Here is a 23,724-nt window from a genome sequence, read left to right as displayed (position 1 = left end):
CTATATGAAAAAATTGTACACGTGTTTGATGCTTATAGGTAGTGTAATTGCTGTGCAGGCACAGCAAAAGCCACACTATACCCAATATATTTTAAACAATTACATTTTAAATCCGGCGCTTACCGGTATCGAAAATTACTTTGATGTAAAAGCAAGCGCCAGGGATCAGTGGGTGGGGTTGAATGGTGCGCCGAGAACAGCTTATTTAACCATACAGGGACCCATTGGCAAGGAAGATACAAAAACTACTCCTACTTCATTTCAATTGCCCGGTCAAAATCCACGCGGCGAAGCCTATTGGGAGAACTATACGCCTTCGAAGCCACACAGTGGCATAGGGCTGATCCTGTTAAACGATCATACCGGTAATTTCAACAACTTTACGGCAAATGTTACCTATGCCTATCATATAGGAATAACGCCAACCATTAACCTGGCTGCAGGTTTTGGCGCCGGTATCAATCACTTGCACCGGGACCTTTCCAAAACCGACTTTGGCGATGGCGTTACTGTAGACCCTGCGCAAACCAGTGGCAATATAAACAAGTTGAAACCCGATCTCAATGCAGGGCTTTGGTTGTATTCAAGTGATTTTTTCGTTGGGGTCTCTGCACAGCAGATCATTCCCACGGCTATGACCTATGGCGATAATACGGCGCCCGTTCCGGGCAAAGCAATACCGCATTTTTTTGCCACAGCGGGTTATCGCTTTTTGTTGAACGATGATATCAATGCATTGCCTTCTGTTATGGTAAAATACGTGTCGGGCACGCCAACTACACCGCAGTTTGATGCAAATATTAAATTGCAATATCTCGATCTGTTGTGGCTGGGTGCAAGCTACCGTTTGCAGGATGGGTATGCGGGCATGGTTGGCTTGAATGTAGGCAATACTTTTAACATAGGGTATTCGTACGACTTTACAAAAACAGCGTTAAATACTGCCAGCAGGGGCACGCATGAAGTCATCATTGGCTTTTTAATTGGTAACCGCTATGGCGATACCTGCCCGAGGAATGTGTGGTGAGGCACCAACGTTACGAAGGGATTTATCATCCTTAGCTTTGGGTCGGTCTGACAAGATCGGCCCTTTTCAATAGTGCCGGGATTAAACCTTTGTGCCGCGAGTGGGAAAGGTTCATAACTAATTATATTTCAATTAGAAATGAGCTGGATGCCTTTGTTATTAGGCATGTGAATGTTTGTTTATTACAAACTTTTCGGTATCTTTATATAGACAATAGTTCTTTGAATTCAAACCCAAAAATGGCTGACCACCATAGAAAATAAGCGGTCATACTAGTATGCAAATACTTGGTGAAAGCCAGGTTGATGACTTAATCAACAAGATTAAAGAAATCGCCAGGCGAAATCCACATGGGTTTACAGTTTATCTCGACGATCTTCGCCCAGTTACTTCTGGCTGGTCTGTAGCTCTAAAAGAGACACAGAATAGTCACGGTGATGATGGTTTAAAACATGTGCTTGCAATTGCAAATGCAAAAACCGGAATCGTAGGAGGCTGGCGCGAGGATGGGAAGTTTTGGTGGGATGCGGTCCTCATCTTCGATAATGAAGAAGAAGCAACGATTGCTGGTCATCAAAATGAACAAATTGCGATTTATTACATTGAAAAGAACTATGTCAAGTTTCTCTAATGAAAGGGGGCCGAAAGGCCCCTTTTAAAAATACTGGTTATGGCAACAATAAAAAACATTCACCTGCTCTCCGTTTCGGATAATGATCTGAAAAAATTGGAATATGGTGCTGCTCTTCACAAGAGGATGAGCAATATTGAATTTAAAGTTTTGGAAGTTAAAGATGATTCTTTGGTAATTCGGGTTTCTCAAGGGAAACATTTGTCTGAGAATTACACCGATAAAGCTACTCTGGTTACTCGCACCAGGGAATTGTTTGAACCTTTTTTCCCGGGAATGAAAATCCATCCGCAAGTCAACCCATATGAGCCTAACCCGGTTTCAAAAATTGATAGCTCATGGATCAAAAAACAAATGGATATTCTTGGATTACGAGTTACAGATATTGTGAACGATACTGGCGTAGATAAAACAAATATAAGTGCCTGGGCAAATGGTAAAAGAGAAATGAGCCAGCCAGTGAAGGCAATGTTTTATCATTATTTCAATTATATGGGTTATCGGTTAGGGAAATAAAATGTTATCCCTGTTCCCTTTAATGGCATTAGCTATTAATTGTTCATTCAAAAAGGGGCCATACAGGTTGCCGGTAAACAAAGGTTTGGGACTGGTGAAAATGGCATTCACTGAAACATAGGAAGCAGGGTCAGTACAACCAACTGTATTAATTGGAAAAGTTGAGTCTATGCAGGAGATTTTGACTTATCGCTTTTCTCCCATAAGGAAGAGGGCAACTCGTCAAAAAATCCATAATAAGAACTTCTCCATAATCTTTGTTCTTCTAAAAAAATATCTTATAGATTCCTTTTCTAAATGAAGTGTAATGCCCTGGCTATTTATTAACTTATTTCGCTTCAGAATTATATATGACTTATGTCTTCGATCTCGCCATTTACTACTTTTATATACCACATGAACCCTAATTTGTATTTGCCGTTGATAGCGGGTCGGTTGTTCATGAAAACCTTATCGCCAGGGCTTGGAAATTCATTGACTCCTATTTGCTCAATTTCAAGCTCTCCCTTATTTGAACTGTATATTTTTGTCTGACTTATTGTTGTGGTATGAAGGCTTGATAGCTTTTCCTTTAAATAACTTGTTCGAATAAAATCTAAGACTTTCTCAAAAGAATTTAAATCGCCATTGTATTTATTTTCATTTATAAAAATGGCGTATTCATCTCTGCTATCTATTTTAAGCGCCAGCAGGTTTTTATCAAAGAATCCATGTTTGAAAAGATAAGTTCCATTTATATTACCAATTAACAGAGAGTTATTTCCTAAGTATTCCCATTTAGCATTTTCAACCTGACCGTCGTTTGCAATAAGGAGTTGGTTATTCGTTCTAAAAATATATACTGTCTTTTTGTGCTCAATATTGTCTATTAATACCCAATGTTGATTCATTAATAATGTTAAATTGTCGAGCCTAGCCGAGAAGCGTTGAATTTGCGGAATGATTTCTGCCAGGAAAGTTTTCATATACAAACTAAAGTTGAGAGTTATTAATATAACCGCATATAGATTGGCTTATAGAATTTTTAATGTTATTTCTTACTGAGGTATCCGTTCAATCTGGTAGCGATCAGATTTCTAAAATAGTAAAAAAATAAAATATCTGATAATCTTTAAATATTTTGGTTGTCTCCCTCCCCAAAAAAGATCCCAGACCTTTCAGCCTGGGATCTTTATTTTTTGTCTTTATACGGGAGATGGAGGTCAGTTCAAATTGCTACCGGGTGCTAAGTTTAAAACAGGTAACTCAATCAGTGAAGAAACTTTCCGAATGCAGCTGTACTTACCTTTTAGCTTGTGCGTTGCAAAGCAGGAATAAATATGGCATGAACCGGAAACGTCTCCACTTCTGGTTTGTTTGTGATCCCCTTTTTTACAACTGCGGGCATCAGGCGGTTTTGAATAAAATTATTCATCTCATCGGCCGATTCCCAAATGTCGGTTACATGAATGGCATTATTGCCGAATGCAGCAACATGAAAAACTGCTCCCTGGGGCATATTCCCTTCCCAGTGAACATCGTTCCTGAGTTCGTCGTACTGAGTTGGCGTAATGCCCTCCCATTTCATTAACATTACAATTCTCATAAAATGTAGTATTTAAGTGAATATTAATTTGCCGAATGGGTATTTCCCCACCAGTTTCAGACTCTATTGTTATACGGGAATAATGACTATGGAACAGGTTTGGCGATGGTTGAAGATCCTGTAGTTGCTAAAAAACTACAAATATTATGTGTAAAGGCGCACATCGAGGTTACAAAAATTTTCGATAATAATCGCAGGTGTTTTTCACGTTTTTCGGAAATTTATGGCTAATGAATGAAGTTATCATACAAAATTTACGGCGTCACATTGAACCGAGCAGAGAAGAAATAGAAATTTTTTTATCCCTGGTGGTTTTAAAAACCATTAAACGAAAAGAATTTTTACTGAAAGAAGGGGATGTGGCGAGGCATCAGTTTTTTGTGGTGAGCGGTTGCCTGCGCACCTATACCATTGATTCAGGCGGCAAGGAGCATATTTTGATGTTTGCGCCTGAAGATTGGTGGTGCAGCGGCGATTTGTTCAGTTTTTTAGCAGGGCAACCAGGTGTTAATAATCTGGTTGCATTGGAAGCCACAACCCTATTACAGATCAGCAAAGACAATTTGGACACCTTATACCAGCGGGCGCCAAAATTCGAACGGTTTTTCAGGATATTATTTCAAAACGCTTTCGTTTTTCATCAAAACAGAATAAATACCAACCTTTCGCAGCCCGCTGAAGGAAGATATGATCTATTTACAAAAACCTACCCCAATCTTGAAAGCCGGATCCCGCAAAAATACGTCGCATCTTATATTGGCGTAACGCCTGAATTTTTTAGCCAGATGAAAGCAAATATGTTTCGCAAAAAATCTTAATGTACCTTATTTTTCAGCGCATGCTATGATCGTTGCTTTGCTATGCCGTACCAGGTTGCGGCATTATTCAATCACTAAAACAAAGCATCATGGAAAGTAAAGTAAACATGCAGGCTGCTTTCAGCGCAAATTCTTTTGCCGAAAAAAAATTTATTGAAATTAAAGGCCGCCGCATGGCTTATATTGATGAAGGTGAAGGAGAAGGCGACCCTATCATATTTCGACATGGCAATCCAACTTCATCCTATCTCTGGCGGAATATAATGCCTTATTGCCGTGGTCTTGGGCGGCTTATTGCCTGTGATTTAATTGGCATGGGCGACTCGCAAAAACTCACCAGCTCCGGACCTGAACGATATTCTTATTTGGAGCAACGCAGTTTTCTCTTTGCACTTTTGGAAGAGTTGAAACTGAACAATAATGTGGTGCTTGTGCTTCATGACTGGGGCTCTGTATTGGGCTTTGATTGGGCAAATCAAAACCGTTCCCGCGTTCAGGGTATCGTTCACATGGAGGCGATAACAATTCCTTTTAAGTGGGATGAATTTGAACCTAATGTACGTGATTTATTCCGGGCTTTGCGCTCTCCCGCTGGGGAAGAGTTGATTTTAAAAAATAATGTATTTGTTGAAAAAGTATTGACGGGAGGAATTTTCCGGGAGCTAAGCGATGCGGAAAAACTGGAGTACCGGCGACCTTATCTTAACGAGGGAGAAGACCGTCGTCCAACATTATCATTTCCTCGTCAATTTCCTTTGGATGGAGAGCCACAGGAAGTGGCGAACGTAGTAGCTGAATATGGAAATTGGCTGAAACAAAGTCCTGTTCCCAAGCTTTGGATCCATGGTAACCCCGGAGCATTGGAAAATGACAGTGTTCGGAAATTTTGCAGTACATGGCCAAATCAAACAGAGATAACAGTAAAGGGGAAACATTTTTTACAGGAAGACAGCCCTATGGAAATTGGAGAAGCAATCGCAGCATTTGTAAAAAAGTTACGTCAATGAGTGCATAAAATCGAGTAGGAGGGGGCTCATCCAGAAAAACGAAGATTTCATCCCTGGCGCCCAAACACAAATCCCAGACCTTCAGCCTGGGATTTGTGGATTTGGATGATTTTCTTAAAGTCATTAATGCCAGCTACTGCAGATCAGGAATGGAAGGTAGCGTGAAGTAGAAACGGCTTCCCTTTCCCGGTTCACTTTCAACCCTGAAGATACCTCTGTTCGCTTCGGCAAATTCATGGCATAGCAGCATGCCAAGGCCAACTCCTTTTTCGTTAGCGGTGCCGAATGTAGTGACACTTTCTTTCCGGTTAATTTTTGTCAACACTTCTTTTCCTATTCCTATGCCGGTGTCTGCTACACATATCTCAACGATACCATCTTTCGCTCTGCCTTCAATAGTGATCACATCACCGGGATTACAGAATTTGATGGCATTACTGATGAGGTTACGAATAAGTACCTGAACCATATTCTGATCGGCCCATACCGTTAAAGGCTGTGGTACTTTATTTATCAATTCAACCTTTTTGTCAGCTGCCGTTTTGATCAAAGGCTCCATAGTGCCACTCACCAGCTCATGTACGGGCAGCATAACCGGGATAATTATTCTGCCATCGAGCTGGCTGCTTGCCCATGAAAGCAGGTTGCTGGTGAGTTCAGCAGAATAATCAATATCACGCCTGAACTCATTTATTATTGATTGCAGATCCGCTTCCGGTAAAGAATGTTCCTTCAATATCTCCAGCATATTCTTTAAAGAATATAAGGGCACTTTCAGATCGTGGGAAATGATAGAGAACAGTTTATCTTTTTCCTGGGTCTTTAAATGCAGCTGTACGGCCTGCCGTTCTATTTCCTCATTCTTTGCTTCCAGTAGTTGATTGGTTTTATGTTTGGCTGCCCTGCTGCGGAATAACAAAAAGATGAGGATGCTTAAGAATAGGATCACAAGGGTTGCAATAGAAATTTGCAATTCTTTATTCCTGACGATGTGCTTGTGCAATGCATTTTTCTTTTCCTGGTCCTTTTTCAGTTGGGTTTCTCTTTTCTCATATTCGAACCTGGCTTCCAACTCACCTGTCTTTTTCAACATGGTTTCATTAAAAAGGCTATCAGAAATATCTTTATACAGTTTGAAATATTTAAGCGCATTGCGGGCATCGTTCTTTGCATCGTAAACATCTGCCAGGATTTTATCTGATTGCCCGATCAGCCTTTTAGCTTTTATTTCAGTGGCCGATTGCAGACTTTGATTTGCATACTCTATTGTGGCCGGATAATTCTTAAGTTGGAAATAGGTGAGGGCTATTGCAACATCAGCCCGGGTTTTACGTATCTTATCATCGGTGTGGCTAAAATATTCCCTTGTATGAAGAAAGCGGTCCAGCGCTTCTTTATACTTTGCCTGCTCAAATAAAACCGCCCCGATATTATCATTGCTTACCACTACAGAATAGTCATCTTTCATGGCTGTAGCAATGTCTAATGCCTTTTGATGATATCGCAATGCCTTGTCATATTGCTTTTTCTGTGACCATGTTACTCCGATGCCGGTTATTGCTTTTTGCCAGTTAAGGCTGTCTTTCATCTTTTCAAAGATATCAGCGGCTTTCATGAACAACTTCATCGATTCATCCCCTTTACCTATATCTGAATATCGCATAGCAATATTGACTGTTGCCTTGGCTATGCATATGGGATCGTTGATCTTTTCGGCAATGGTAAGGGCCTGCTGGTAACTGGCTAACATTTTCACATAATTACCTGTTAGGGCATACCCGTTCCCCTGAATTCTTATGCTCACCGATACACCCTTGCCATACCCTGCCTGTTGAGCGAAGTCCAATGCTTTTTGGCTATAAAAAAATAAACTGTCGGCACTGATGCGGTAAAATGCAAACGCCAGGCTGTCTAATATGTCAATATAGGCGGAGTCTTTGCAGAAATCCTTTTTCTGCTGCATTCGCAGCATGGTATGCTTTAGGCGGGGTATGTCTGCCGGTTGTGCATGGGCCTGCCATTGCACAAAAAGCATACATATTATAATAAGTCCTGTCTTAACTGATTTGTTCACTGGTGTAAACAGGTGAAATTTTTTCGCAATTCGGGTAGTAAAAGTTGGAAAATTTGGGGGTGGGCAGAAAGTTATGAACAATGAATGTTTATTGAACGCTATTATTCAGTATTTTGAATCCGTACCCTATATAAAAGCACATTTCAGGAATGCAAACGATTGCGTGGGAAATCCTACCCGGCTTCACCCCGCTTATAATAGGTAATCTTTCAATTTTAAATATTCGCTACATGAAAAAAGGATATAATCGTCGTGGCTTTCTTAAGAACTTATCCCTGGCCACAGGGGGTGTTTTGACGGGCAGCGCTCTAGCACAACAGGCATCTGCAGCTTATATTGAACAGATCAGGCGGGAAAATGATCAGGAAAAAAAACGGTATACAGCCAATGACAATATTAACATCGCATTGATTGGCGCAGGCGGTATGGGTACGTCTGATACTACCACAGCCCTGAAGGTGCCAGGAGTAAAAGTAGTGGCCGTTTGTGATTTGTACGACGGCCGGTTGAATGAGGCTAAAAAGAAATGGGGCAATGAGTTGTTTACTACCAAACATTATAAGGACATTCTAAGCAGACCTGATATAGACGCTGTGATCATTGGCACCCCCGATCACTGGCATAAGCAGATCTCGGTAGACGCTATGGCGGCAGGCAAGCATGTATATTGCGAAAAGCCCATGGTACATAGTGTAGAAGAAGGGCCGGCGGTGATCGCTGCGCAGAAGAAATACGGGAAAGTATTTCAGGTAGGCAGCCAGGGCCTGGCATCACTGGGAAACGAAAAAGCCCGTGAATTGCTGAAAGAGGGCGCCATTGGCAAATTGAATTATGCGGAAGGATTCTGGGCCCGCCGGGCCCCTGTTGAGGTATGGCAATATCCTATACCCGATGATGCATCGGAGAAGACCGTAGACTGGGACACTTATGTAAGCAATACCACAAAACGGCCTTTCGATAAAATGCGTTTCTTCCGCTGGAGGAATTATCGCGATTATGGTACCGGCATGGCAGGTGATCTGTTTGTGCACCTGTTCTCCAGTCTGCATTTCATTACCGGCTCGGTAGGGCCCGATCATGTTTATGCAACCGGTGGATTGAGATTCTGGAATGATGGCCGGGAAGTGCCAGATGTACTGCTGGGTACTTTTGATTATGCGGAAAATGCCGGGTTGCCGGGCTTCAACCTTTCGCTGCGTTGTAATTTTGTGGATGGTACCAGCGGTACCACTTACCTGCGGTTGATCGGGAGTGAGGGTGCCATGGATGTTGAATGGGACCGCATTACGGTAAGAAGGAATAAAAGCTTTGAATCTAATGATCCTTTTATGCTGGCTCAAATGGCCAAAGCAGGTAAGGGCCTCGACAACAGAAAGAAAATGTTACCCCCCGAAACTTTCGTATACCAGGCCGAAGAAGGATATAAAGGAGCGCATTACGATCATTTCAACAATTTTTTCAACGCCATTCGCAACAACAGTACAGTTGTGGAAGATGCTGTATTCGGTTACCGGGCCGCTGCCCCGGCATTGATCTGTAACGACAGCTACTTCAGTCATAAACCCATACAATGGGACCCTGTTAACATGAAAGTGATAGGATGATTGTAGCCATATTTTTAATTTGAAACTATAAGCATATGAACATAAAGAAAAAGATAGCAGTTGTTTGCATGGGAATGCTGGCCTTCGCACCACAACCCGGCCATTCGCAGGTAGCTGCAATAAATGCGAAAAACGTTACCGGTGGCGATCTTACAGGCAGATGGGACCTCACGGTAATGGAAAACGGAAAGGAAAGAGCCTCCTGGCTGGAAATAGAGATCTCGGGATTCAAAACCCTGGTTGGGCGCTTTGTAGGCGCTGGTGGAAGCGCAAGGCCAATTTCTAAAATTAATCTCACCGATAACAAATTTTCGTTTGCCATTCCGCCACAATGGGAAAAAGAGGAAAAAGATATGGTGCTGGAAGGAGAGCCCACCGCGGAAGGAATAAAAGGTGTGATCCATAGCAGTGGGGGAAATGATTTTACTTTTACCGGAGTAAGAGCGCCATTGCTCAACGAAAAAAAGAAAGTGCAATGGAAAAAGCCTGTTAAATTATTTAATGGCAAAGATCTTTCGGGCTGGGAAATGGATGGCAAAAAGAAACAATGGATCGTTCAAAACGGGGAGTTAACCAGTCCTGAGTCAGGTTCCAACCTCATTACGACAGAGAAGTTCGGTGATTTTAAATTGCATATTGAATTCAAGCTTAAGAAGAACAGTAACAGCGGCGTGTATTTGAGAGGCCGGTATGAAACACAGGTGATCGACAATGCCGCTGACGCGCATCCCAATAGTCATTTATTTGGTGGTATTTATGGTTTCCTGGTGCCCAGTGAAATGGCTGCCCTGGGGCCCGATACCTGGCAAAGTTTCGACATTACCCTGGTGGGCCGGATGGTTACCGTGGTGGCCAATGGCAAAACCATTATTTGTAACCAGGAGATCCCGGGAATAACAGGTGGGGCATTGGATAGCAGGGAGGGGGAACCAGGCCCTATTTATTTGCAGGGCGATCATGGTCCTGTAGCTTATAGAAATATAGTGCTTACACCCGCCGAATAAGTTTAAAACAGAATAATGCAAAAGCGCCGCGGTGAATAGGTTCGCGGCGCTTTTTGCTTTATATGATATTGCAGGTAATACAACTACTTAAGCCCGACCATGGAATTAGTATTCGGGTCCCATACTTTCAACCGGAAACATGCCATGATATCTGAAGGATTCAATGTGGTTGTTTTTGCCTCCTGTAATTGCGGAAGACTGGTCATTACTTCAGGAAGGCGGTAAAACGGAATGCGCGAATTGATATGATGAATATGATGATAGCCGATATTCGCTGTGACCCATTTCCAAAAGGGATTCATGACCATGTAGCTCGACGATGACATTGCCGCTTCTTCATAACACCAATCCTCTTTTTCGCGGAAGGTTACACCCGGAAAGTTATGCTGCGCATAAAATAAATACGATCCTATCATAAAGGCCAGCAAAAATGGCACCACGGCAGCCAGCAGCCAGGTGAGCCAGCCCAGGTAAACAAAGATCAATACGCTAATGCTGATATGAACGATAAGTGCGACCAGTGAATCCCAATGACGTTTGGGCGCACTGATAAAGGAGCGCACACACATTCCGAAAATGAACATGGTGATATAGCCGAAAAAAATGGTCAGTGGATGCCGGATGGCCAGGTAGCCACGCTGCTCAGCTTTGGAAGATTGCAGAAATCGTTGTTTGGTCATAACCGGGTATGACCCGATGCTGGCGCTGAACAATTTGCAGTTATGATTGTGATGATAATCGTGTGAACGCTTCCATATACTGGCAGGCGCGAGTATAAAAATGCCGTATAATTTGAAAAGAATAGCTGCGGGTAACGACCGGTGCAGAATGGTATGGTGCTGGTGATCGTGGTAGATCACGAACATCCGAACCATGGTGAGTCCGGCTGCAATACTGCAGGCAAATTTTAAGAAGAAATTATTTAAAAAATAAATGCCCGAAAAAAGCGCTATCAGGATAGCAAGCGTGGACAGGCTATAATACCAGCTTTTCCAGACTATTTCTTTGGCAAACGGTTTTGTAGCAAGGATCAACTCCCGGCCCGGATTTTTTTGCATGACTTAAACTAAAGGGTTTTATACAGTTGATTTATTTTGTGCCGGGCGTTTGTGCTTCCATCGTCTATGTGTCCAAAGCCATATTTCAGGTTGTTCTCGTATATCTTTTTCCAGTCTGGCGGTGTGTAATTCAGAAATTTTTCCGTCGGCGGTATTTTTAGAGTCTTCCGACAATATTTCCGCCAGGATGTTGTAATAACCTCTTTTCAGTCGCTTTATTGTTATATATACAATGGGGTAACCCATTTTTTTTGCAATTTTTTCCGTTCCCTGGAATACAGGTGTATCCTGGTTCAGAAAGGTTGTCCAGAATGCATTTTCCGGCGATGGCGTTTGGTCGGCGATGAATGCAGTAACACTGATCATTGCTTTATGCTTCACCATGTCTTTGTAGGTATCTTTCATCGCAATAAGCCCGGTACCAAAGCGCGTACGCATGCGATACATTAATCCGTTGAAATACTTATTGCCAAACGGATGATATACCACAAATAATTTCTGTTTACAAGTGAGGCTGAATGTATTACCTGCCCATTCCCAATTGCCGTAATGCCCCATAACGAGCATAATGCTTTTCCCTTCCCGGTGATAGCGGTCGAAGATGTCTTTTGCGGCCGGGCTTAAGGTGCAGCGTTTTAACATCGTTGAACGCCCGATCGTAAGCGTTTTAAAACTCTCGAGGAAGAGGTCGCAGAGGTAGTGATAGTAGTCCCTGCACAATCTTTTTATTTCTGCTTCCGGTTTTTCGGGGAAAGAATTGCGAAGGTTTTGCATGGCTACTTTTTTGCGATAGCCGGTAACATAATAGAGGATAAAATAGAACCCATCACTTACCCGGTATAAGATGGGGAAGGGTAGAAGGGAAAGTAAATAAATGAACGGTAATGTGATGTAATAGATCAGGCCTTTCATGAAGGGCGAAGATACTTTTTAATGGCAGGAATCAACACGCAGGCCCAAAAAAAATCCCAGACTTTTCCGCCTGGGACCTTGTTTGTTTCTTTGGAATTTCCTTGTACCGGGTTAGGGAGTTGGTTCAGGCACTTTGCCGAATTCGGAGGGGATTTGCTATTTATAAAATCTTATGTATTAGCCACTTTCAACTGAATCGGCGAAAATCTCCAATAATCTACAAGTCCTTTTACGCTTCTGATCGGCGGCGCAGGGAAGTGCCGATACTGCTAAACCACTGAACGATCTGGTTCAAACACTACTGCACGATCCTACAACTTCAACCCTTACTCCGGGCAAACGCGAGCTTATCGCCACTTATACGTTCAGCCTCAACGAATATAAGTATTACGCCAACATGCATGGTGCTATCGCCAGGTATTGGATGGCCATGGAGATGTGGTAAAGGGTGTGATAAAGGATCCTGCTACTGTCAACATTAGCTCCAAACTCAAAACATTGATGAATATTGCAGCCAGGGTACAGCAGAGCGGCAGGAGTGTGACGCCAGATGACATCGAAGCAGCCAGAAAGCAAGGCGCTACAGACAAAGAGATCCACGACGCTGTGCTGATCGCCGCTACTTTTTGTCTCTTCAAATGTATCTGGTGCTGTTGGCCAGATTACATTAAATAAAGGGCGGCTATGCCTGCTTTCCGGTGTGTATAAATTACAGATTAACTGGTAATGCATGAACGATAACTCTAACGGTACAACGTTGATATAGGTTGTCAACTTGTATATGACTATTTATCAAATGAATAGACGCGATCTTGGACCCTTAAATCATTTGTACGGAGAATCTATTTAGTCAATTTATGCTTCAATAGATATGACAAATATCATGGAAAATCATGAGTATAATTTTTTGTGGGAAAAAATATACAACCAATATTTGCAGGCGATATATTGCTCTTTGGATAAAAACAGGCGTATGAAAAAATACTTTATAATCTTCTTGTTGGCTACATCAACAACACTGCTGTTATATTGTACAAGGAAGGATCAGGTGGTTCTTAGTTCCTCCGCTGATTCCAATACCCTTGTCTCCTACAAAACAACAACGCCCCCTGTAATTGATGGAAATATTGATGGTGAATGGAGTAAGGCCACCAGTATATCTGTTACTCCTACGGTACCCGACCCGGGTAATAATCTTTTTACCGGTTATAACGGGGAAACATATCCTGCAACCCTTCGTTCAATGTATGATGATCAATACATTTATTTTTTGCTGGAGTATGCCGACAGTACAAAAAGTGTAAACGTAGCGCCCTGGTATTTTAATACCGATACCAAACTTTGGGCGCAGGAGCCTACCAGCAGAACATATGATGTAAATGGAAAATTAACAAGGCAGGGGCATGGCGAGGATAAATTTGCTATGTTATGGAATATTGATTTCTCAACGCCCAAATTTATTTCCCAAACCTGTTATGCCAGTTGCCATGTATTTACGCCCTATACAGATTTTTCTGTGAATCCTCCTGTTTCGCAATCAAATGCAGGAAGCGGTAACCACTATACCAATGGGGCCAGTGAAAAAATTGATATGTGGTGGGCTCATTTAAGCAGGGATGTATTATTCAATCAAATGGACGACAACTATCAGGATTGGGCCGGCGGCCCGGGAGTTACCAACCTCGTTGGGGGATCGGGAAATGGTCGCCACGTGGATGGTATTGTTGTTTCGGGCGCCAATTCAAAATGGCCATACTCACCAAGTTATACTACTGCGGCTTTACAGGGAGCTTCTAATAACAGGCAATCATTAAAGTTAGATGGAACAGGCGTATCTGTTAATGTTCCCCTGTGGATTATTCCCGACGCTTCCAGTTATTATTATATTCTGGCAACCGATACATTACCGGGGGGCAAAGCCGTGAAAATTACAGGCGTAAGTTCAACCGGCGTTTTAAGTTACAATGGCGGTTCTATTAACCCGAATGTGGGTACCGATTATCAGAGAGCGGGCGATGCGGTTTTCGGAGGAGATGGAGCAAAATGTTTCCCTGGCTACATAGCTTCTCCTTTGGTTGGCGGCCGGGCCGACATTACCTGTTCTGCCGTGTACACCGGTACCGGTTGGGTTATTGAATTCAAGCGTAAATTAAGAACAGACGACACATTGAAACAGGATGTTGACTTATCGGGCCTGCAGGATCAGCAGTTTGGCCTGGCTATATGGAATCAGTCAAACAACCAGCATGGTATTCAACCGAACCTGCTGTTGAAATTTCAGCGATAAGTAACGTTCTGATTCATTTAAAACGAACACATATGCAATTGAGAACGGTAGCAATCATATCGGGGTTCATCGCCATACTGATGATTGCTATTTCAGGTTGTTACAAATCTACTACAGTAGTAGTTAATCCCGGTAGTGCCATTACCACCACAATGAGTTTCACCAATGATATCATCCCCCTCTTCGAAAAAAACTGCGCATTAAGTGGTTGTCATGTGCCGGGCGGAAAAACGCCTGATCTTTCAACAGTCAATGCTTTCCAATCGTTAGCCCGGGGAAGTTATATAAAGGCCAATGATCCGGACAATAGCGTGATCATGTTATGGCTAACCGGCAAAAAAAGCCCGGTAATGCCATTGGGTAACGGTCCAAACCAGGATATCAATGCGAAAGTTTATGCATGGATTAACCAGGGCGCCAAAAACAACTAAAAACAGTACAATGCTTACAGTATTACATCGGTATGCCACTCTTTACAGGAAACTAATAATCCTGTTGCTTTTTTCAGCGGTGTATTCCGGCAATAATTTAAGTGCTCAGGATTCAACGGCGGCCGAACCGGTAGTGAAGAAAAAGTCATATGCAAAAAATACGTTTGAAGGAAATTATTTAATCGACAATCAAACGGTAATGGTGCCGGTTAAAGGAACTTTCGAATTTGACATCAGTCACCGGTTTGGCACTGTCAATAATGGCTTTACCGATTTGTTTGGGCTGTTTGCCGGTGCTAATATGCGACTGGGGTTCAGCTACGTACCTGTTAAAGATCTGCAGGTGGGGTTTGGGGTAAACAACTTTAATATGCAGGTTGATGGCAGTTTGAAATACGCCCTGTTGAAGCAAACAAAAGACAATGCCATGCCTGTATCGGTTACTTACTTTGGCAATTTGGCTATGGATACGCGGAAAAAAAATGCCTCATTACCCATTGTAACATTTTCTGACCGTTTTACCTTTTTCAACCAGGTGCTGGTGGCCAGAAAGATCACTGAAGCCTTGTCTGCGCAGGTTGGATTCAGTATTACGCATTTTAATAATATTGAGGGATACTATGATAAATCAAATACCATTCAGCTAAAAATGAAAAACGATCATTTGGCTGTTTGCTTTAGCGGAAGATATAAAATAACTCCTAAAACCTCCATCGTTGCCAATTACGATCAACCTATAACGCAGCATGCGATGAATAATCCCCATCCTAACATCAGCCTGGGGTTACAAATGCAAACCAGCGGCCATACCTTCCAGGTATTTGCCGGTAATTATGGATATACCCTTCCGCAGGACAATAATCTATTAAACCAGAATGATTATACAAAAGGGCAGTTTGTTATAGGGTTCAATATTTCACGACTTTGGAATTTTTAAATATAAACAGCTATGAACATTCTATCAATGGGTATTATTTCAGGTGTTTTTATTTTATCCGGTGGCTTTGCAGTTAAACAGGTAAAACCATGGCCTGTTCCGGATAAGGCAGCAAAAACAGCAAATCCGGTTAAGCCATCCAGTGAATCAGTAAATGCCGGTAAGAGTTTGTGGATACAACATTGTGTTTCCTGTCATGGTAAAAAGGGATTAGGCGATGGAACAAAAGCTGCCCAGTTAAAAACGCAACCGCAGGACCTTTCAACAGCCACTGCCCAATCTCAATCAGACGGCTCTTTGTTTTATAAAATTGCTGAAGGAAGAGAAGATATGCCCAGTTTTAAAAAGAAAATCCCTGATGCAGAAGATATCTGGAATGTGGTGAATTATATGCGTACCCTGAAGAAATAATTAGTTTGTCCCGTACAGGAACACCTTTATAATCCTCAAGCTTCATGTATGGAAAAAGTTGAATCAGTTTCCCACACCCCTGCAGGAAGGCGCAAATTATTGGCCTGGATCGGTATATTATCTGTTTTTCCCCTGTGGAAGATGCGTATGTTCTCCAAAAAAAGATCGGTCATCGATTGTTCACCCGGCAGTAAAAATGGCACAATGCAGGTGTTATCGCAGGATGGGCAGTTAGTGGAGGTAGATGTTTCGAAGATCAATATACTGCAACAAAAGATTTCCGATAAGGAATTACGTGACTGGATTAAAAAGCCGTAAACATTTAAAACACATGAAACCAACAGATACCTCACGGAGAGAATTTATTGCAGGCGCCCTGATGGCAGGCGCTGCTCTTGCAGGATGTTCCGAAGAAAACAATCCTTTTGAAAGCAGTGCCGGGGAAATGGTAAAACCTTCGGGTGAAAAAGTAAAACTTCTTTCTGTAAATGGCGAAGTGATTGAAGTGGATAAGGCTTTCTTAAAACCGGTTCCACATATGCCACCGGTTTCAAACGACGAGGCAAGGATAGGGATCAAGGGTAAAAAATTTGTTATGGTCATTGACCTCTCCCGGTGCAAAAGCCTGAAGAAATGCCAGGAAGCCTGTGATCATGTGCACCATGTACATCCGGGGCAAAACTGGATCAAGGTATACCCTATGCAGGATGCCGAGCATACGGCGCCTTACTGGGAACCTACCACCTGCATGCATTGCGATGAGCCCCCCTGTGTTAAAGTATGTCCTGTAGATGCTACATTTAAACGCCAGGATGGCATTGTATTAATCGACAGCGACCGTTGTATAGGTTGCCGCTTTTGTATGGCAGCCTGCCCCTATTCAACCAGGGTATTTAACTGGAGTGAACCGGAGTTGCCCAAAGAAATAGCCGATCAGCCTTATTCATGCGAAACCAGTGTGCCGCAAAAAAAAGGAACGGTGGGGAAATGTGATTTTTGCGCCGATATGACAAGACAGGGAGAGTTACCGCATTGCGTTTCCGCCTGCCCTAACGGGGTGTTCTTTTTTGGTGATATGATAGAAGACTCGGTGACGAACGGATCTGAAACATTTCGGTTTAGCGAACTGGTTAGGGATAAGGCCGGTTACAGGTTAATGGAAGACCTGGGCACCAAACCCAGTGTGTATTATCTGCCCCCCGTAAACAGAAATTTTCCATTTAAAAAAGATGATGAAAAGGAGGAAGGGGAAAAAAGTTAATTTAAAATGAAACGCTGTGGAAAATCTGGCAAAAAATGAAATAATAAAAGACCTGTTGCCACGCAAATTCAACGCTACAGGTAAACTATGGATCGGGGTTTTATTAAGCCTTTGCGTTGTTGGCCTCATCGCATATACCCGCCAGTTGTCAAAAGGGCTTGTGGTAACTTCTATGAGAGATTATGTGTCGTGGGGTATTTATATTTCCAATTTTGTGTTCTTTGTTGCTATCAGCCTGGTGGGTTCATTAATCACCGCCATACTACGATTGACCGATGTACATTGGAGTACGCCCCTGACCAGGATTGCCGAAATCATTGCTGTTTCCGCCATCACGTTTGCTGCCATTATTATTGTGGTGGATATGGGGCGGCCCGACAGATTTTACAACCTCTTTTTTCACGGACGATTACAGTCGCCCATTATCTGGGACGTTATTGTAATTACCACCTATTTCTTTATAAGCATCCTGCTCCTGTACTTTCCGCTGTTACCCGATTGCATGCTGCTGCTGAAAAACGAAAAAAAGCTGGGTAAACGCCCGAATAAATTGTATAAATTCCTTGGTTCATTCTGGAGAAATACACCGGCGCAAATTAAGATCAATGAATGCGCCATAAATATTCTTGTCATAACCATTATCCCGGTAGCATTTTCCATTCACACCGTCACTTCCTGGCTGTTTGCTACAACGTATCGTCCGGGTTGGGACAGCACCAACTTTGGCGCCTATTTTGTATCAGGCGCATTCCTGGTAGGCGCAGGCGGCGTACTCATGGCTATGTACGCCTTCCGCAAATCGTATAAACTGGAAAAATATATAACAGAGCTGCATTTTGATAAGATGGGAAAAATAGTCGTGATGCTCGCTTTGGTATACTTATATTTTAATATCAACGAATTTCTGGTTCCGGCATTTAAAATGAAAAAGCCCGACCAGGAACACTTAATGGGGTTGTTTGCCGGTGACTTTGCGCCCCTGTTTTGGTTCGCCATTATCACCTCTATGTTTTTGCCTGTTTTAATACTGGTTTTCAAAAAAGGAAGAAAGCCCTTGCCGGCCTTTATTGCAGGATGTTTGGTTGTGATCGGATCGTGGATCAAAAGATATGTGATCGTAACACCTACCTTGCTGCATCCCTTCCTGCCAATGCGTGATGTTCCGCCATCTTATCGTCATTATTTTCCAAGTTGGGAAGAATGGGCTATTGCCATGGGCTCTTTGGCTGGCATGATGTTGATTATAACGGTCTTCGCCAGGTTATTCCCTATCATACCCATTCAGGAAACAATTACAGAAATTGAACAGCATGAGAATGCTTAAAAATATCATATTACCAGTACTGGTGGTTTTATTGGTCGATCCGTTGCTGTTTGCCCAGAATGCAACGCACGACTTAATTCTAAATCCCGGGTATTTTAACAATAATAACCAGGTTCAGTATTTAAAAGTCAATACAAAGGCAAAGATCGATGGGAAATTTAAACCGGTTGCGGGTATACCGGTCAGTTTTTATATTTCTGCCGATGCGCCGGCTAACCTACTGGGCAAAGCCGTTTCAGATCGCAACGGCGAGGCCGTATTATTTATACCCCCTGCTGCAAAAGATGCCTGGAACCGGTCTTCAAAGCAATCGTTTTTCGTTGTTTCAGCAGCTACTGGATTATATAAGTCAACCAGCAGCGATCTGGATATTACAAAGTCCAAAATAAAAATTGATACCATCGCAGGAAAGAAGATCATTGCCACCCTGCAGGAATTGCGCGACAGTGTATGGGTGCCTGTTAAAGGCGCGGATATTAAAGTCGCAATTAAAAGATTGAATGCAGACCTTAACGTTAACGAAACACCTGCTTATACTACCGATTCTTTGGGTACTGTGGCCGCGGATTTTCAAAGAGACAGTTTACCCGGCGATGCCAGGGGAAACATAACCTTAATTGCCAAAGTGGAAGACAATGATGCATATGGAAATATAACGGCCGAACTGACAGTGCCCTGGGGTGTGCCCGGCATATATGCATCTGACTTTAATAGAAGAACCCTGTTTGCAAGAAGAGGCTTAGCCCCTGTTTGGCTGGAAATAACGAGCTTTTCAATATTCTTTGTTGTGTGGATTGTGCTGCTTTATTTAATAGTTCAGATATGGAAACTCAAAAAGCTGGGTACACAGGCAGCGGAATAACTACCTCTCTGATCCACCGGCGGAAATCTTTCTATTTTGATTTTCTATTTAAAGGGCACAGGGATTCCAGGGAAGTGGCCTTCTCGGCGGCGCTTTATACTTAATTCTACTTTGTTTTCACGAATCGGAAAGTCTTGTACACGGACTTCCGGATAAAATCCTTTGGAGTGAAGCGTTTGGCCTGCGTACTCAGCAGGTGGAAGATTCTTTTCTTCTAAAAACAATACCAGGCCTTCCTTATCCTTTACAAAATGAGTTATATCAAAATATTCAAGTGTCCCTGATGGTAAAAAAAAACCTAATAATTCTTTTTCCCTGTCCTTTTCCAATGTTCAAACCCGTTTTATTGCCTGCAAAACAACTACTTTCTAATAAATCCCCCAAAATTTCAACCTGATCCTAAATCCCCCAAAATTTCAACCTGATCCCCAACATCTCTTTCCGCGCACGGGTTCGAAAACCTGCCGTAGGCCCCAAAAACAAAAATCCCAGACTTTTCAGCCTGGGACCTTGTATGTTTCTTTGGAATTTCCTGGTACCGCGTACGGGATTCGAACCCGTATCACCACCGTGAAAGGGTGGTGTCCTAGCCCTTAGACGAACGCGGCTCGTTTTTGGGAGTGCAAAGATAGGGATCGCCTTTATTTCACCAAAAAAAAATCGCTTTCTTTCAAAATATTTTTCAAAAAAGATCCTTCTGCTCAATACTCTCGCAAAGGTAGGGGGAGTCGCCCCTAAAGAAAGTAATGGCGATTCGGCCATTCGGGAAATCTCTTTAAACTTTGTAATATGTTCTCTTTTGTATTCATTTCTTTATCAAACCACATCCAATACCATACTGAAACGATCTTTTTATTGTCAAATTTGATAAATATGACCGGACAATTAAACCCAATGCCGCCATGTTTGTAGGCCATTAACATATAATGATCGCTTAATCCCAGATACATTAATTGCCTATGTGGTAAAGGCCACCATCCCACCGCATCGGAGATATAGAAAGCATGACCCGGATTCGCTATATCAAAGCCACCCGTCCAGCAATTTAATGCCTCTTTAATAAAACGCGGTATCCTGCCTTTCCGGTTATATGCTTTTAATGGAATGTTTTTTATGGTATCAAGGAGTTGCAGCGAGGTTATGCTGTCGGGCAAAATAAGCGACTCAAAAGCAAAAGTGCATCGCTTTCCCTGGCTATACAACCCGCAGGAACTTGCCAGGAGCAAAACCATCATCAAAAAATATCTCATATCCCCATTAACGAATGTTAGCCGGGTTTCTTGTTGTTGCGCGTTTTCTTCCGCTCGCTTCCATTTGCTTTCAGGTTCCTTTAAAAGCCCCCTCAAAAAGTAGGGTATTGTTTCATAAACAAATGTCAGCTATAAGTTTAGCCTAAACCACAAATTTCATCAACCCAATTACAACCAAAATTGTACCTTAGCCCCCGCAATTTTTAACTAACACAAAAATCCAGATCATGAGCACAGTTAAAGTGGCGATCAACGGTTTTGGTCGTATTGGCCGGTTGGTATATCGCCAGATTTATAAAATGGATGGCATCGATGTAGTCGCTATCAATGACCTCACAAGTCCAAAAGTACTTGCCCACCTCCTGAAATATGATAGCGCACAGGGTCGTTTCGACGCTGAAGTAAAAAGCACCGACAACTCTATTATAGTAAACGGCGATGAAGTAAAAATTTACGCCCAAAAGAACCCTGCTGAAATTCCCTGGAAAGAGCATGATGTAGACGTAGTGCTGGAGTGCACAGGTTTCTTCACCGATAAAGCAAAAGCTGAAGCTCACCTCACCGCTGGTGCTAAAAGAGTAGTGATCTCTGCACCCGCAACCGGTGATCTCAAAACTATCGTGTTCAATGTTAACCACGCTATACTCGATGGTACCGAAACAGTGATCAGCTGCGCCAGCTGTACCACCAACTGTTTGGCCCCTATGGCTCAGGTGCTCGATGAAAAATTTGGTATCGTTAACGGTCTCATGACCACCATTCACGCATATACCAACGACCAGAACACCCAGGATGCACCCCATCCAAAAGGTGACCTGCGTCGCGCCCGCGCTGCTGCACAAAACATCGTTCCTAACAGCACTGGTGCTGCCAAAGCCATCGGCCTGGTATTACCTAACCTGAAAGGTAAATTAGACGGTTCTGCTCAACGCGTTCCAACCCTTACCGGTTCTTTAACTGAAGTTACCGCTGTATTAAGCAAAAAAGTAACTGTTGAAGAAGTAAATGCAGCCATGAAAAGCGCAAGCAATGAAAGCTTTGGTTATACCGAAGATGAAATTGTAAGCAGCGATATCATTGGCATTCATTACGGTTCTTTATTCGATGGTACGCAAACACGTGTTCAAACAGTAGGCGATACCCAACTCGTTCGCACTGTTAGCTGGTACGATAACGAAATGAGCTATGTAAGCCAACTCGTTCGCACCGTGAACTATTTTGCAAAACTGATCAATAAAGGCGCTGCAAAAGAAAAAGCAAAAGCTTAATAAATAACCGCAGGATTAGTTTCAGCTATTCCTGATTAACCACAAAGCTGTTGACAGCGGGTAATGCCTGGAGATACTCTAAAGCCACCCTTAGCTATCAATGAACTTTGTGGTTAACTTTTTTAAAAACACTTCTTCATGTCTACTTTCAGCCAATATAACTTCAAGGGTCAGAAAGCACTGATCCGGGTTGATTTTAACGTTCCGCTTGACAAAAAAACATTCGCCATTACCGACGATACCCGCATAAAAGCGGCGGTTCCAACCATAAAAAAGATCCTGGGCGACGGCGGTAGCGTAATACTCATGAGCCACCTCGGCCGTCCCAAGGAAGGACCCGAAGAAAAATCTTCTTTGAAACACCTGATAAGCCATATTTCTGAATTGTTGGGTGGCATCAACGTACAGTTTGCCGGTGATTGCATTGGTAAAGATGCGGTTGACAAAGCTGCTGCATTAAAACCCGGTGAAGTACTGTTGCTCGAAAACCTGCGTTTTTATAAAGAAGAGGAAAAAGGCGACGCCGCTTTTGCTGAAAAGTTAAGCAAACTCGGTGATGTATATGTGAACGACGCATTCGGCACAGCGCACCGCGCGCATGCTTCCACTGCCGTGATCGCACAATTCTTCCCCCGCGAAAAAAGAATGTTCGGTTTGCTGATGGAAAGCGAAGTGGCCAGCGCCGAAAAAGTAATGAACAATGCCGAAAAACCATTCACTGCCATCATTGGCGGCGCTAAAGTAAGTGACAAGATCCTCATCATCGAAAACCTGCTCGAAAGAGCAACCGATATCATCATCGGCGGTGGTATGGCCTATACGTTTGAAAAAGCACAGGGTGGCGCCATTGGCAATTCCCTTTGCGAAGACGACCGCATCGATACTGCCCGCGAACTGTTGAAAAAAGCGGAAGCCAAAGGCGTTTGCCTGCATTTTCCTTCCGACTCAGTGATCGCCGATAAATTCGATGCCAACGCCCTTACTTCCAACGCCCCCAGCAATAATATTCCTGATAACTGGATGGGGCTCGACATTGGCCCAAACGCCTGCACCCAGTTTGCGAATGTGATCAAACGGTCAAAGACCATTCTCTGGAACGGCCCAATGGGCGTGTTTGAGATGGATAAATTCCAACATGGCACAAAAGCCATTGCTACCGCAGTGGCCGAAGCTACCCAGGACGGCGCTTTCTCCCTGGTAGGCGGCGGCGATTCTGTGGCGGCAGTTAACCAGTTTGGTTATACCGACCAGGTTAGTTACGTTAGTACCGGCGGCGGCGCCATGCTCGAATTCTTTGAAGGAAAAGAATTACCGGGTATTGCCGCGGTGAAAAAATAAGTTCACTAATTTTAGGATGAAACGTCCATGGCAAAATTTTCATTAGGACTTAATTCCAATGAAAATTTTGCCATGGTAAGTTCCATCTGGCCAAAATAAATAATAATATTTCAGATGAA

24 protein-coding genes and 1 tRNA gene are annotated in these 23,724 nt (G+C 42.9%); 17 read left to right on the top strand and 8 right to left on the bottom strand.

Annotated features, from left to right (window positions below):
* The first annotated feature begins 4 nt into the window (after window positions 1–4).
* The 3 genes from A3860_RS11535 to A3860_RS11525 all read left to right on the top strand — a co-directional run bounded on the left by A3860_RS11535 (window position 5) and on the right by A3860_RS11525 (window position 2,174).
* Window positions 5–1,027: a PorP/SprF family type IX secretion system membrane protein gene (locus A3860_RS11535; RefSeq protein ID WP_081146855.1), complete on the top strand. Its 1,023-nt coding sequence runs from the start codon at window positions 5–7 to the stop codon at window positions 1,025–1,027.
* 277 nt (window positions 1,028–1,304) lie between these two features.
* On the top strand, window positions 1,305–1,658 hold the full coding sequence (locus tag A3860_RS11530) for a hypothetical protein (protein WP_081146854.1): 354 nt from the start codon (window positions 1,305–1,307) through the stop codon (window positions 1,656–1,658).
* Between the two features lie 39 nt (window positions 1,659–1,697).
* The gene (locus tag A3860_RS11525; RefSeq protein WP_081146853.1) at window positions 1,698–2,174 is read left to right on the top strand and encodes a hypothetical protein; all 477 of its coding nucleotides are present in this window, start codon (window positions 1,698–1,700) and stop codon (window positions 2,172–2,174) included.
* Window positions 2,175–2,518: 344 nt separating this feature from the next.
* Here the strand turns inward: A3860_RS11525 and A3860_RS11520 are convergent, their stop codons facing one another.
* Window positions 2,519–3,139 carry a hypothetical protein gene (locus A3860_RS11520; protein WP_081146852.1) on the bottom strand — a complete coding sequence of 207 codons (621 nt, stop codon included), beginning with the start codon at window positions 3,137–3,139 and terminating at the stop codon, window positions 2,519–2,521.
* 323 nt (window positions 3,140–3,462) lie between these two features.
* Window positions 3,463–3,759, bottom strand: a complete 297-nt coding sequence (locus tag A3860_RS11515; RefSeq protein WP_081146851.1) for a hypothetical protein — start codon at window positions 3,757–3,759, stop codon at window positions 3,463–3,465.
* A gap of 230 nt (window positions 3,760–3,989) precedes the next feature.
* Between A3860_RS11515 and A3860_RS11510 the strand changes: the two genes are divergently transcribed.
* The gene (locus A3860_RS11510; RefSeq protein ID WP_081146850.1) at window positions 3,990–4,577 is read left to right on the top strand and encodes a Crp/Fnr family transcriptional regulator; all 588 of its coding nucleotides are present in this window, start codon (window positions 3,990–3,992) and stop codon (window positions 4,575–4,577) included.
* Window positions 4,578–4,666: 89 nt separating this feature from the next.
* On the top strand, window positions 4,667–5,584 hold the full coding sequence (locus tag A3860_RS11505; RefSeq protein ID WP_081146849.1) for a haloalkane dehalogenase: 918 nt from the start codon (window positions 4,667–4,669) through the stop codon (window positions 5,582–5,584).
* 133 nt (window positions 5,585–5,717) lie between these two features.
* On the opposite strand, the gene A3860_RS11500 is transcribed toward A3860_RS11505, so the two are convergent.
* Window positions 5,718–7,619 carry a tetratricopeptide repeat-containing sensor histidine kinase gene (locus tag A3860_RS11500; RefSeq protein WP_081146848.1) on the bottom strand — a complete coding sequence of 634 codons (1,902 nt, stop codon included), beginning with the start codon at window positions 7,617–7,619 and terminating at the stop codon, window positions 5,718–5,720.
* A gap of 269 nt (window positions 7,620–7,888) precedes the next feature.
* Here A3860_RS11500 and A3860_RS11495 point away from each other — a divergent pair, with 269 nt between their 5' ends.
* Window positions 7,889–9,262 carry a Gfo/Idh/MocA family protein gene (locus A3860_RS11495; protein ID WP_081146847.1) on the top strand — a complete coding sequence of 458 codons (1,374 nt, stop codon included), beginning with the start codon at window positions 7,889–7,891 and terminating at the stop codon, window positions 9,260–9,262.
* A 35-nt stretch (window positions 9,263–9,297) separates the two neighbouring features.
* The gene (locus tag A3860_RS11490; RefSeq protein ID WP_081146846.1) at window positions 9,298–10,266 is read left to right on the top strand and encodes a 3-keto-disaccharide hydrolase; all 969 of its coding nucleotides are present in this window, start codon (window positions 9,298–9,300) and stop codon (window positions 10,264–10,266) included.
* Between the two features lie 83 nt (window positions 10,267–10,349).
* On the opposite strand, the gene A3860_RS11485 is transcribed toward A3860_RS11490, so the two are convergent.
* Both A3860_RS11485 and A3860_RS11480 read right to left on the bottom strand, forming a co-directional pair.
* Window positions 10,350–11,324, bottom strand: coding sequence for a fatty acid desaturase family protein (locus A3860_RS11485; RefSeq protein ID WP_081146845.1), 975 nt, complete (start codon window positions 11,322–11,324; stop codon window positions 10,350–10,352).
* Window positions 11,325–11,342: 18 nt separating this feature from the next.
* Window positions 11,343–12,236 carry a lysophospholipid acyltransferase family protein gene (locus A3860_RS11480; protein WP_081146844.1) on the bottom strand — a complete coding sequence of 298 codons (894 nt, stop codon included), beginning with the start codon at window positions 12,234–12,236 and terminating at the stop codon, window positions 11,343–11,345.
* Between the two features lie 973 nt (window positions 12,237–13,209).
* Here A3860_RS11480 and A3860_RS11470 point away from each other — a divergent pair.
* Genes A3860_RS11470 through A3860_RS11435 form a run of 8 tightly spaced genes read left to right on the top strand, consistent with a single transcriptional unit; the run spans window position 13,210 to window position 19,749 of the window.
* Window positions 13,210–14,523: an ethylbenzene dehydrogenase-related protein gene (locus A3860_RS11470; RefSeq protein ID WP_158085209.1), complete on the top strand. Its 1,314-nt coding sequence runs from the start codon at window positions 13,210–13,212 to the stop codon at window positions 14,521–14,523.
* Between the two features lie 32 nt (window positions 14,524–14,555).
* Window positions 14,556–14,954: a hypothetical protein gene (locus A3860_RS11465; protein ID WP_081146841.1), complete on the top strand. Its 399-nt coding sequence runs from the start codon at window positions 14,556–14,558 to the stop codon at window positions 14,952–14,954.
* 10 nt (window positions 14,955–14,964) lie between these two features.
* Window positions 14,965–15,891 carry a DUF5777 family beta-barrel protein gene (locus A3860_RS11460; RefSeq protein ID WP_081146840.1) on the top strand — a complete coding sequence of 309 codons (927 nt, stop codon included), beginning with the start codon at window positions 14,965–14,967 and terminating at the stop codon, window positions 15,889–15,891.
* Between the two features lie 12 nt (window positions 15,892–15,903).
* Window positions 15,904–16,302, top strand: a complete 399-nt coding sequence (locus tag A3860_RS11455; protein WP_081146839.1) for a c-type cytochrome — start codon at window positions 15,904–15,906, stop codon at window positions 16,300–16,302.
* A 48-nt stretch (window positions 16,303–16,350) separates the two neighbouring features.
* The gene (locus tag A3860_RS11450) at window positions 16,351–16,620 is read left to right on the top strand and encodes a hypothetical protein (protein WP_081146838.1); all 270 of its coding nucleotides are present in this window, start codon (window positions 16,351–16,353) and stop codon (window positions 16,618–16,620) included.
* A gap of 13 nt (window positions 16,621–16,633) precedes the next feature.
* The gene (locus A3860_RS11445; RefSeq protein WP_081146837.1) at window positions 16,634–17,563 is read left to right on the top strand and encodes a 4Fe-4S dicluster domain-containing protein; all 930 of its coding nucleotides are present in this window, start codon (window positions 16,634–16,636) and stop codon (window positions 17,561–17,563) included.
* Window positions 17,564–17,579: 16 nt separating this feature from the next.
* Complete coding sequence (gene nrfD / locus A3860_RS11440; protein ID WP_216823420.1) at window positions 17,580–18,887, top strand: NrfD/PsrC family molybdoenzyme membrane anchor subunit; 1,308 nt, start codon at window positions 17,580–17,582, stop codon at window positions 18,885–18,887.
* Entirely contained in the window at window positions 18,874–19,749 is an 876-nt protein-coding gene (locus A3860_RS11435) for a hypothetical protein (protein WP_143774060.1), read from the top strand. Before nrfD ends, A3860_RS11435 begins: the two co-directional genes overlap by 14 nt.
* Window positions 19,750–19,793: 44 nt before the next feature.
* Here the strand turns inward: A3860_RS11435 and A3860_RS11430 are convergent, their stop codons facing one another.
* From A3860_RS11430 to A3860_RS11420, 3 genes are all read right to left on the bottom strand, one after another.
* A complete protein-coding gene (locus A3860_RS11430) occupies window positions 19,794–20,078 on the bottom strand; it encodes an ISAon1 family transposase N-terminal region protein (RefSeq protein WP_081146835.1) in 285 nt (94 codons plus the stop codon).
* Window positions 20,079–20,282: 204 nt separating this feature from the next.
* Window positions 20,283–20,357 (bottom strand) — tRNA-Glu (locus A3860_RS11425).
* Between the two features lie 126 nt (window positions 20,358–20,483).
* A complete protein-coding gene (locus tag A3860_RS11420) occupies window positions 20,484–20,999 on the bottom strand; it encodes a hypothetical protein (protein ID WP_143774059.1) in 516 nt (171 codons plus the stop codon).
* Between the two features lie 227 nt (window positions 21,000–21,226).
* Here A3860_RS11420 and gap point away from each other — a divergent pair, with 227 nt between their 5' ends.
* Window positions 21,227–22,267: a type I glyceraldehyde-3-phosphate dehydrogenase gene (gene gap / locus A3860_RS11415; RefSeq protein ID WP_081146833.1), complete on the top strand. Its 1,041-nt coding sequence runs from the start codon at window positions 21,227–21,229 to the stop codon at window positions 22,265–22,267.
* A 138-nt stretch (window positions 22,268–22,405) separates the two neighbouring features.
* On the top strand, window positions 22,406–23,605 hold the full coding sequence (locus tag A3860_RS11410; RefSeq protein WP_081146832.1) for a phosphoglycerate kinase: 1,200 nt from the start codon (window positions 22,406–22,408) through the stop codon (window positions 23,603–23,605).
* Window positions 23,606–23,724: the final 119 nt, after the last annotated feature.

This window comes from Niastella vici (assembly GCF_002077945.1).
In the GTDB taxonomy this organism is placed as follows: Bacteria; Bacteroidota; Bacteroidia; order Chitinophagales; family Chitinophagaceae; genus Niastella; species Niastella vici.
This window is presented reverse-complemented; position numbering and strand designations above follow the sequence as displayed.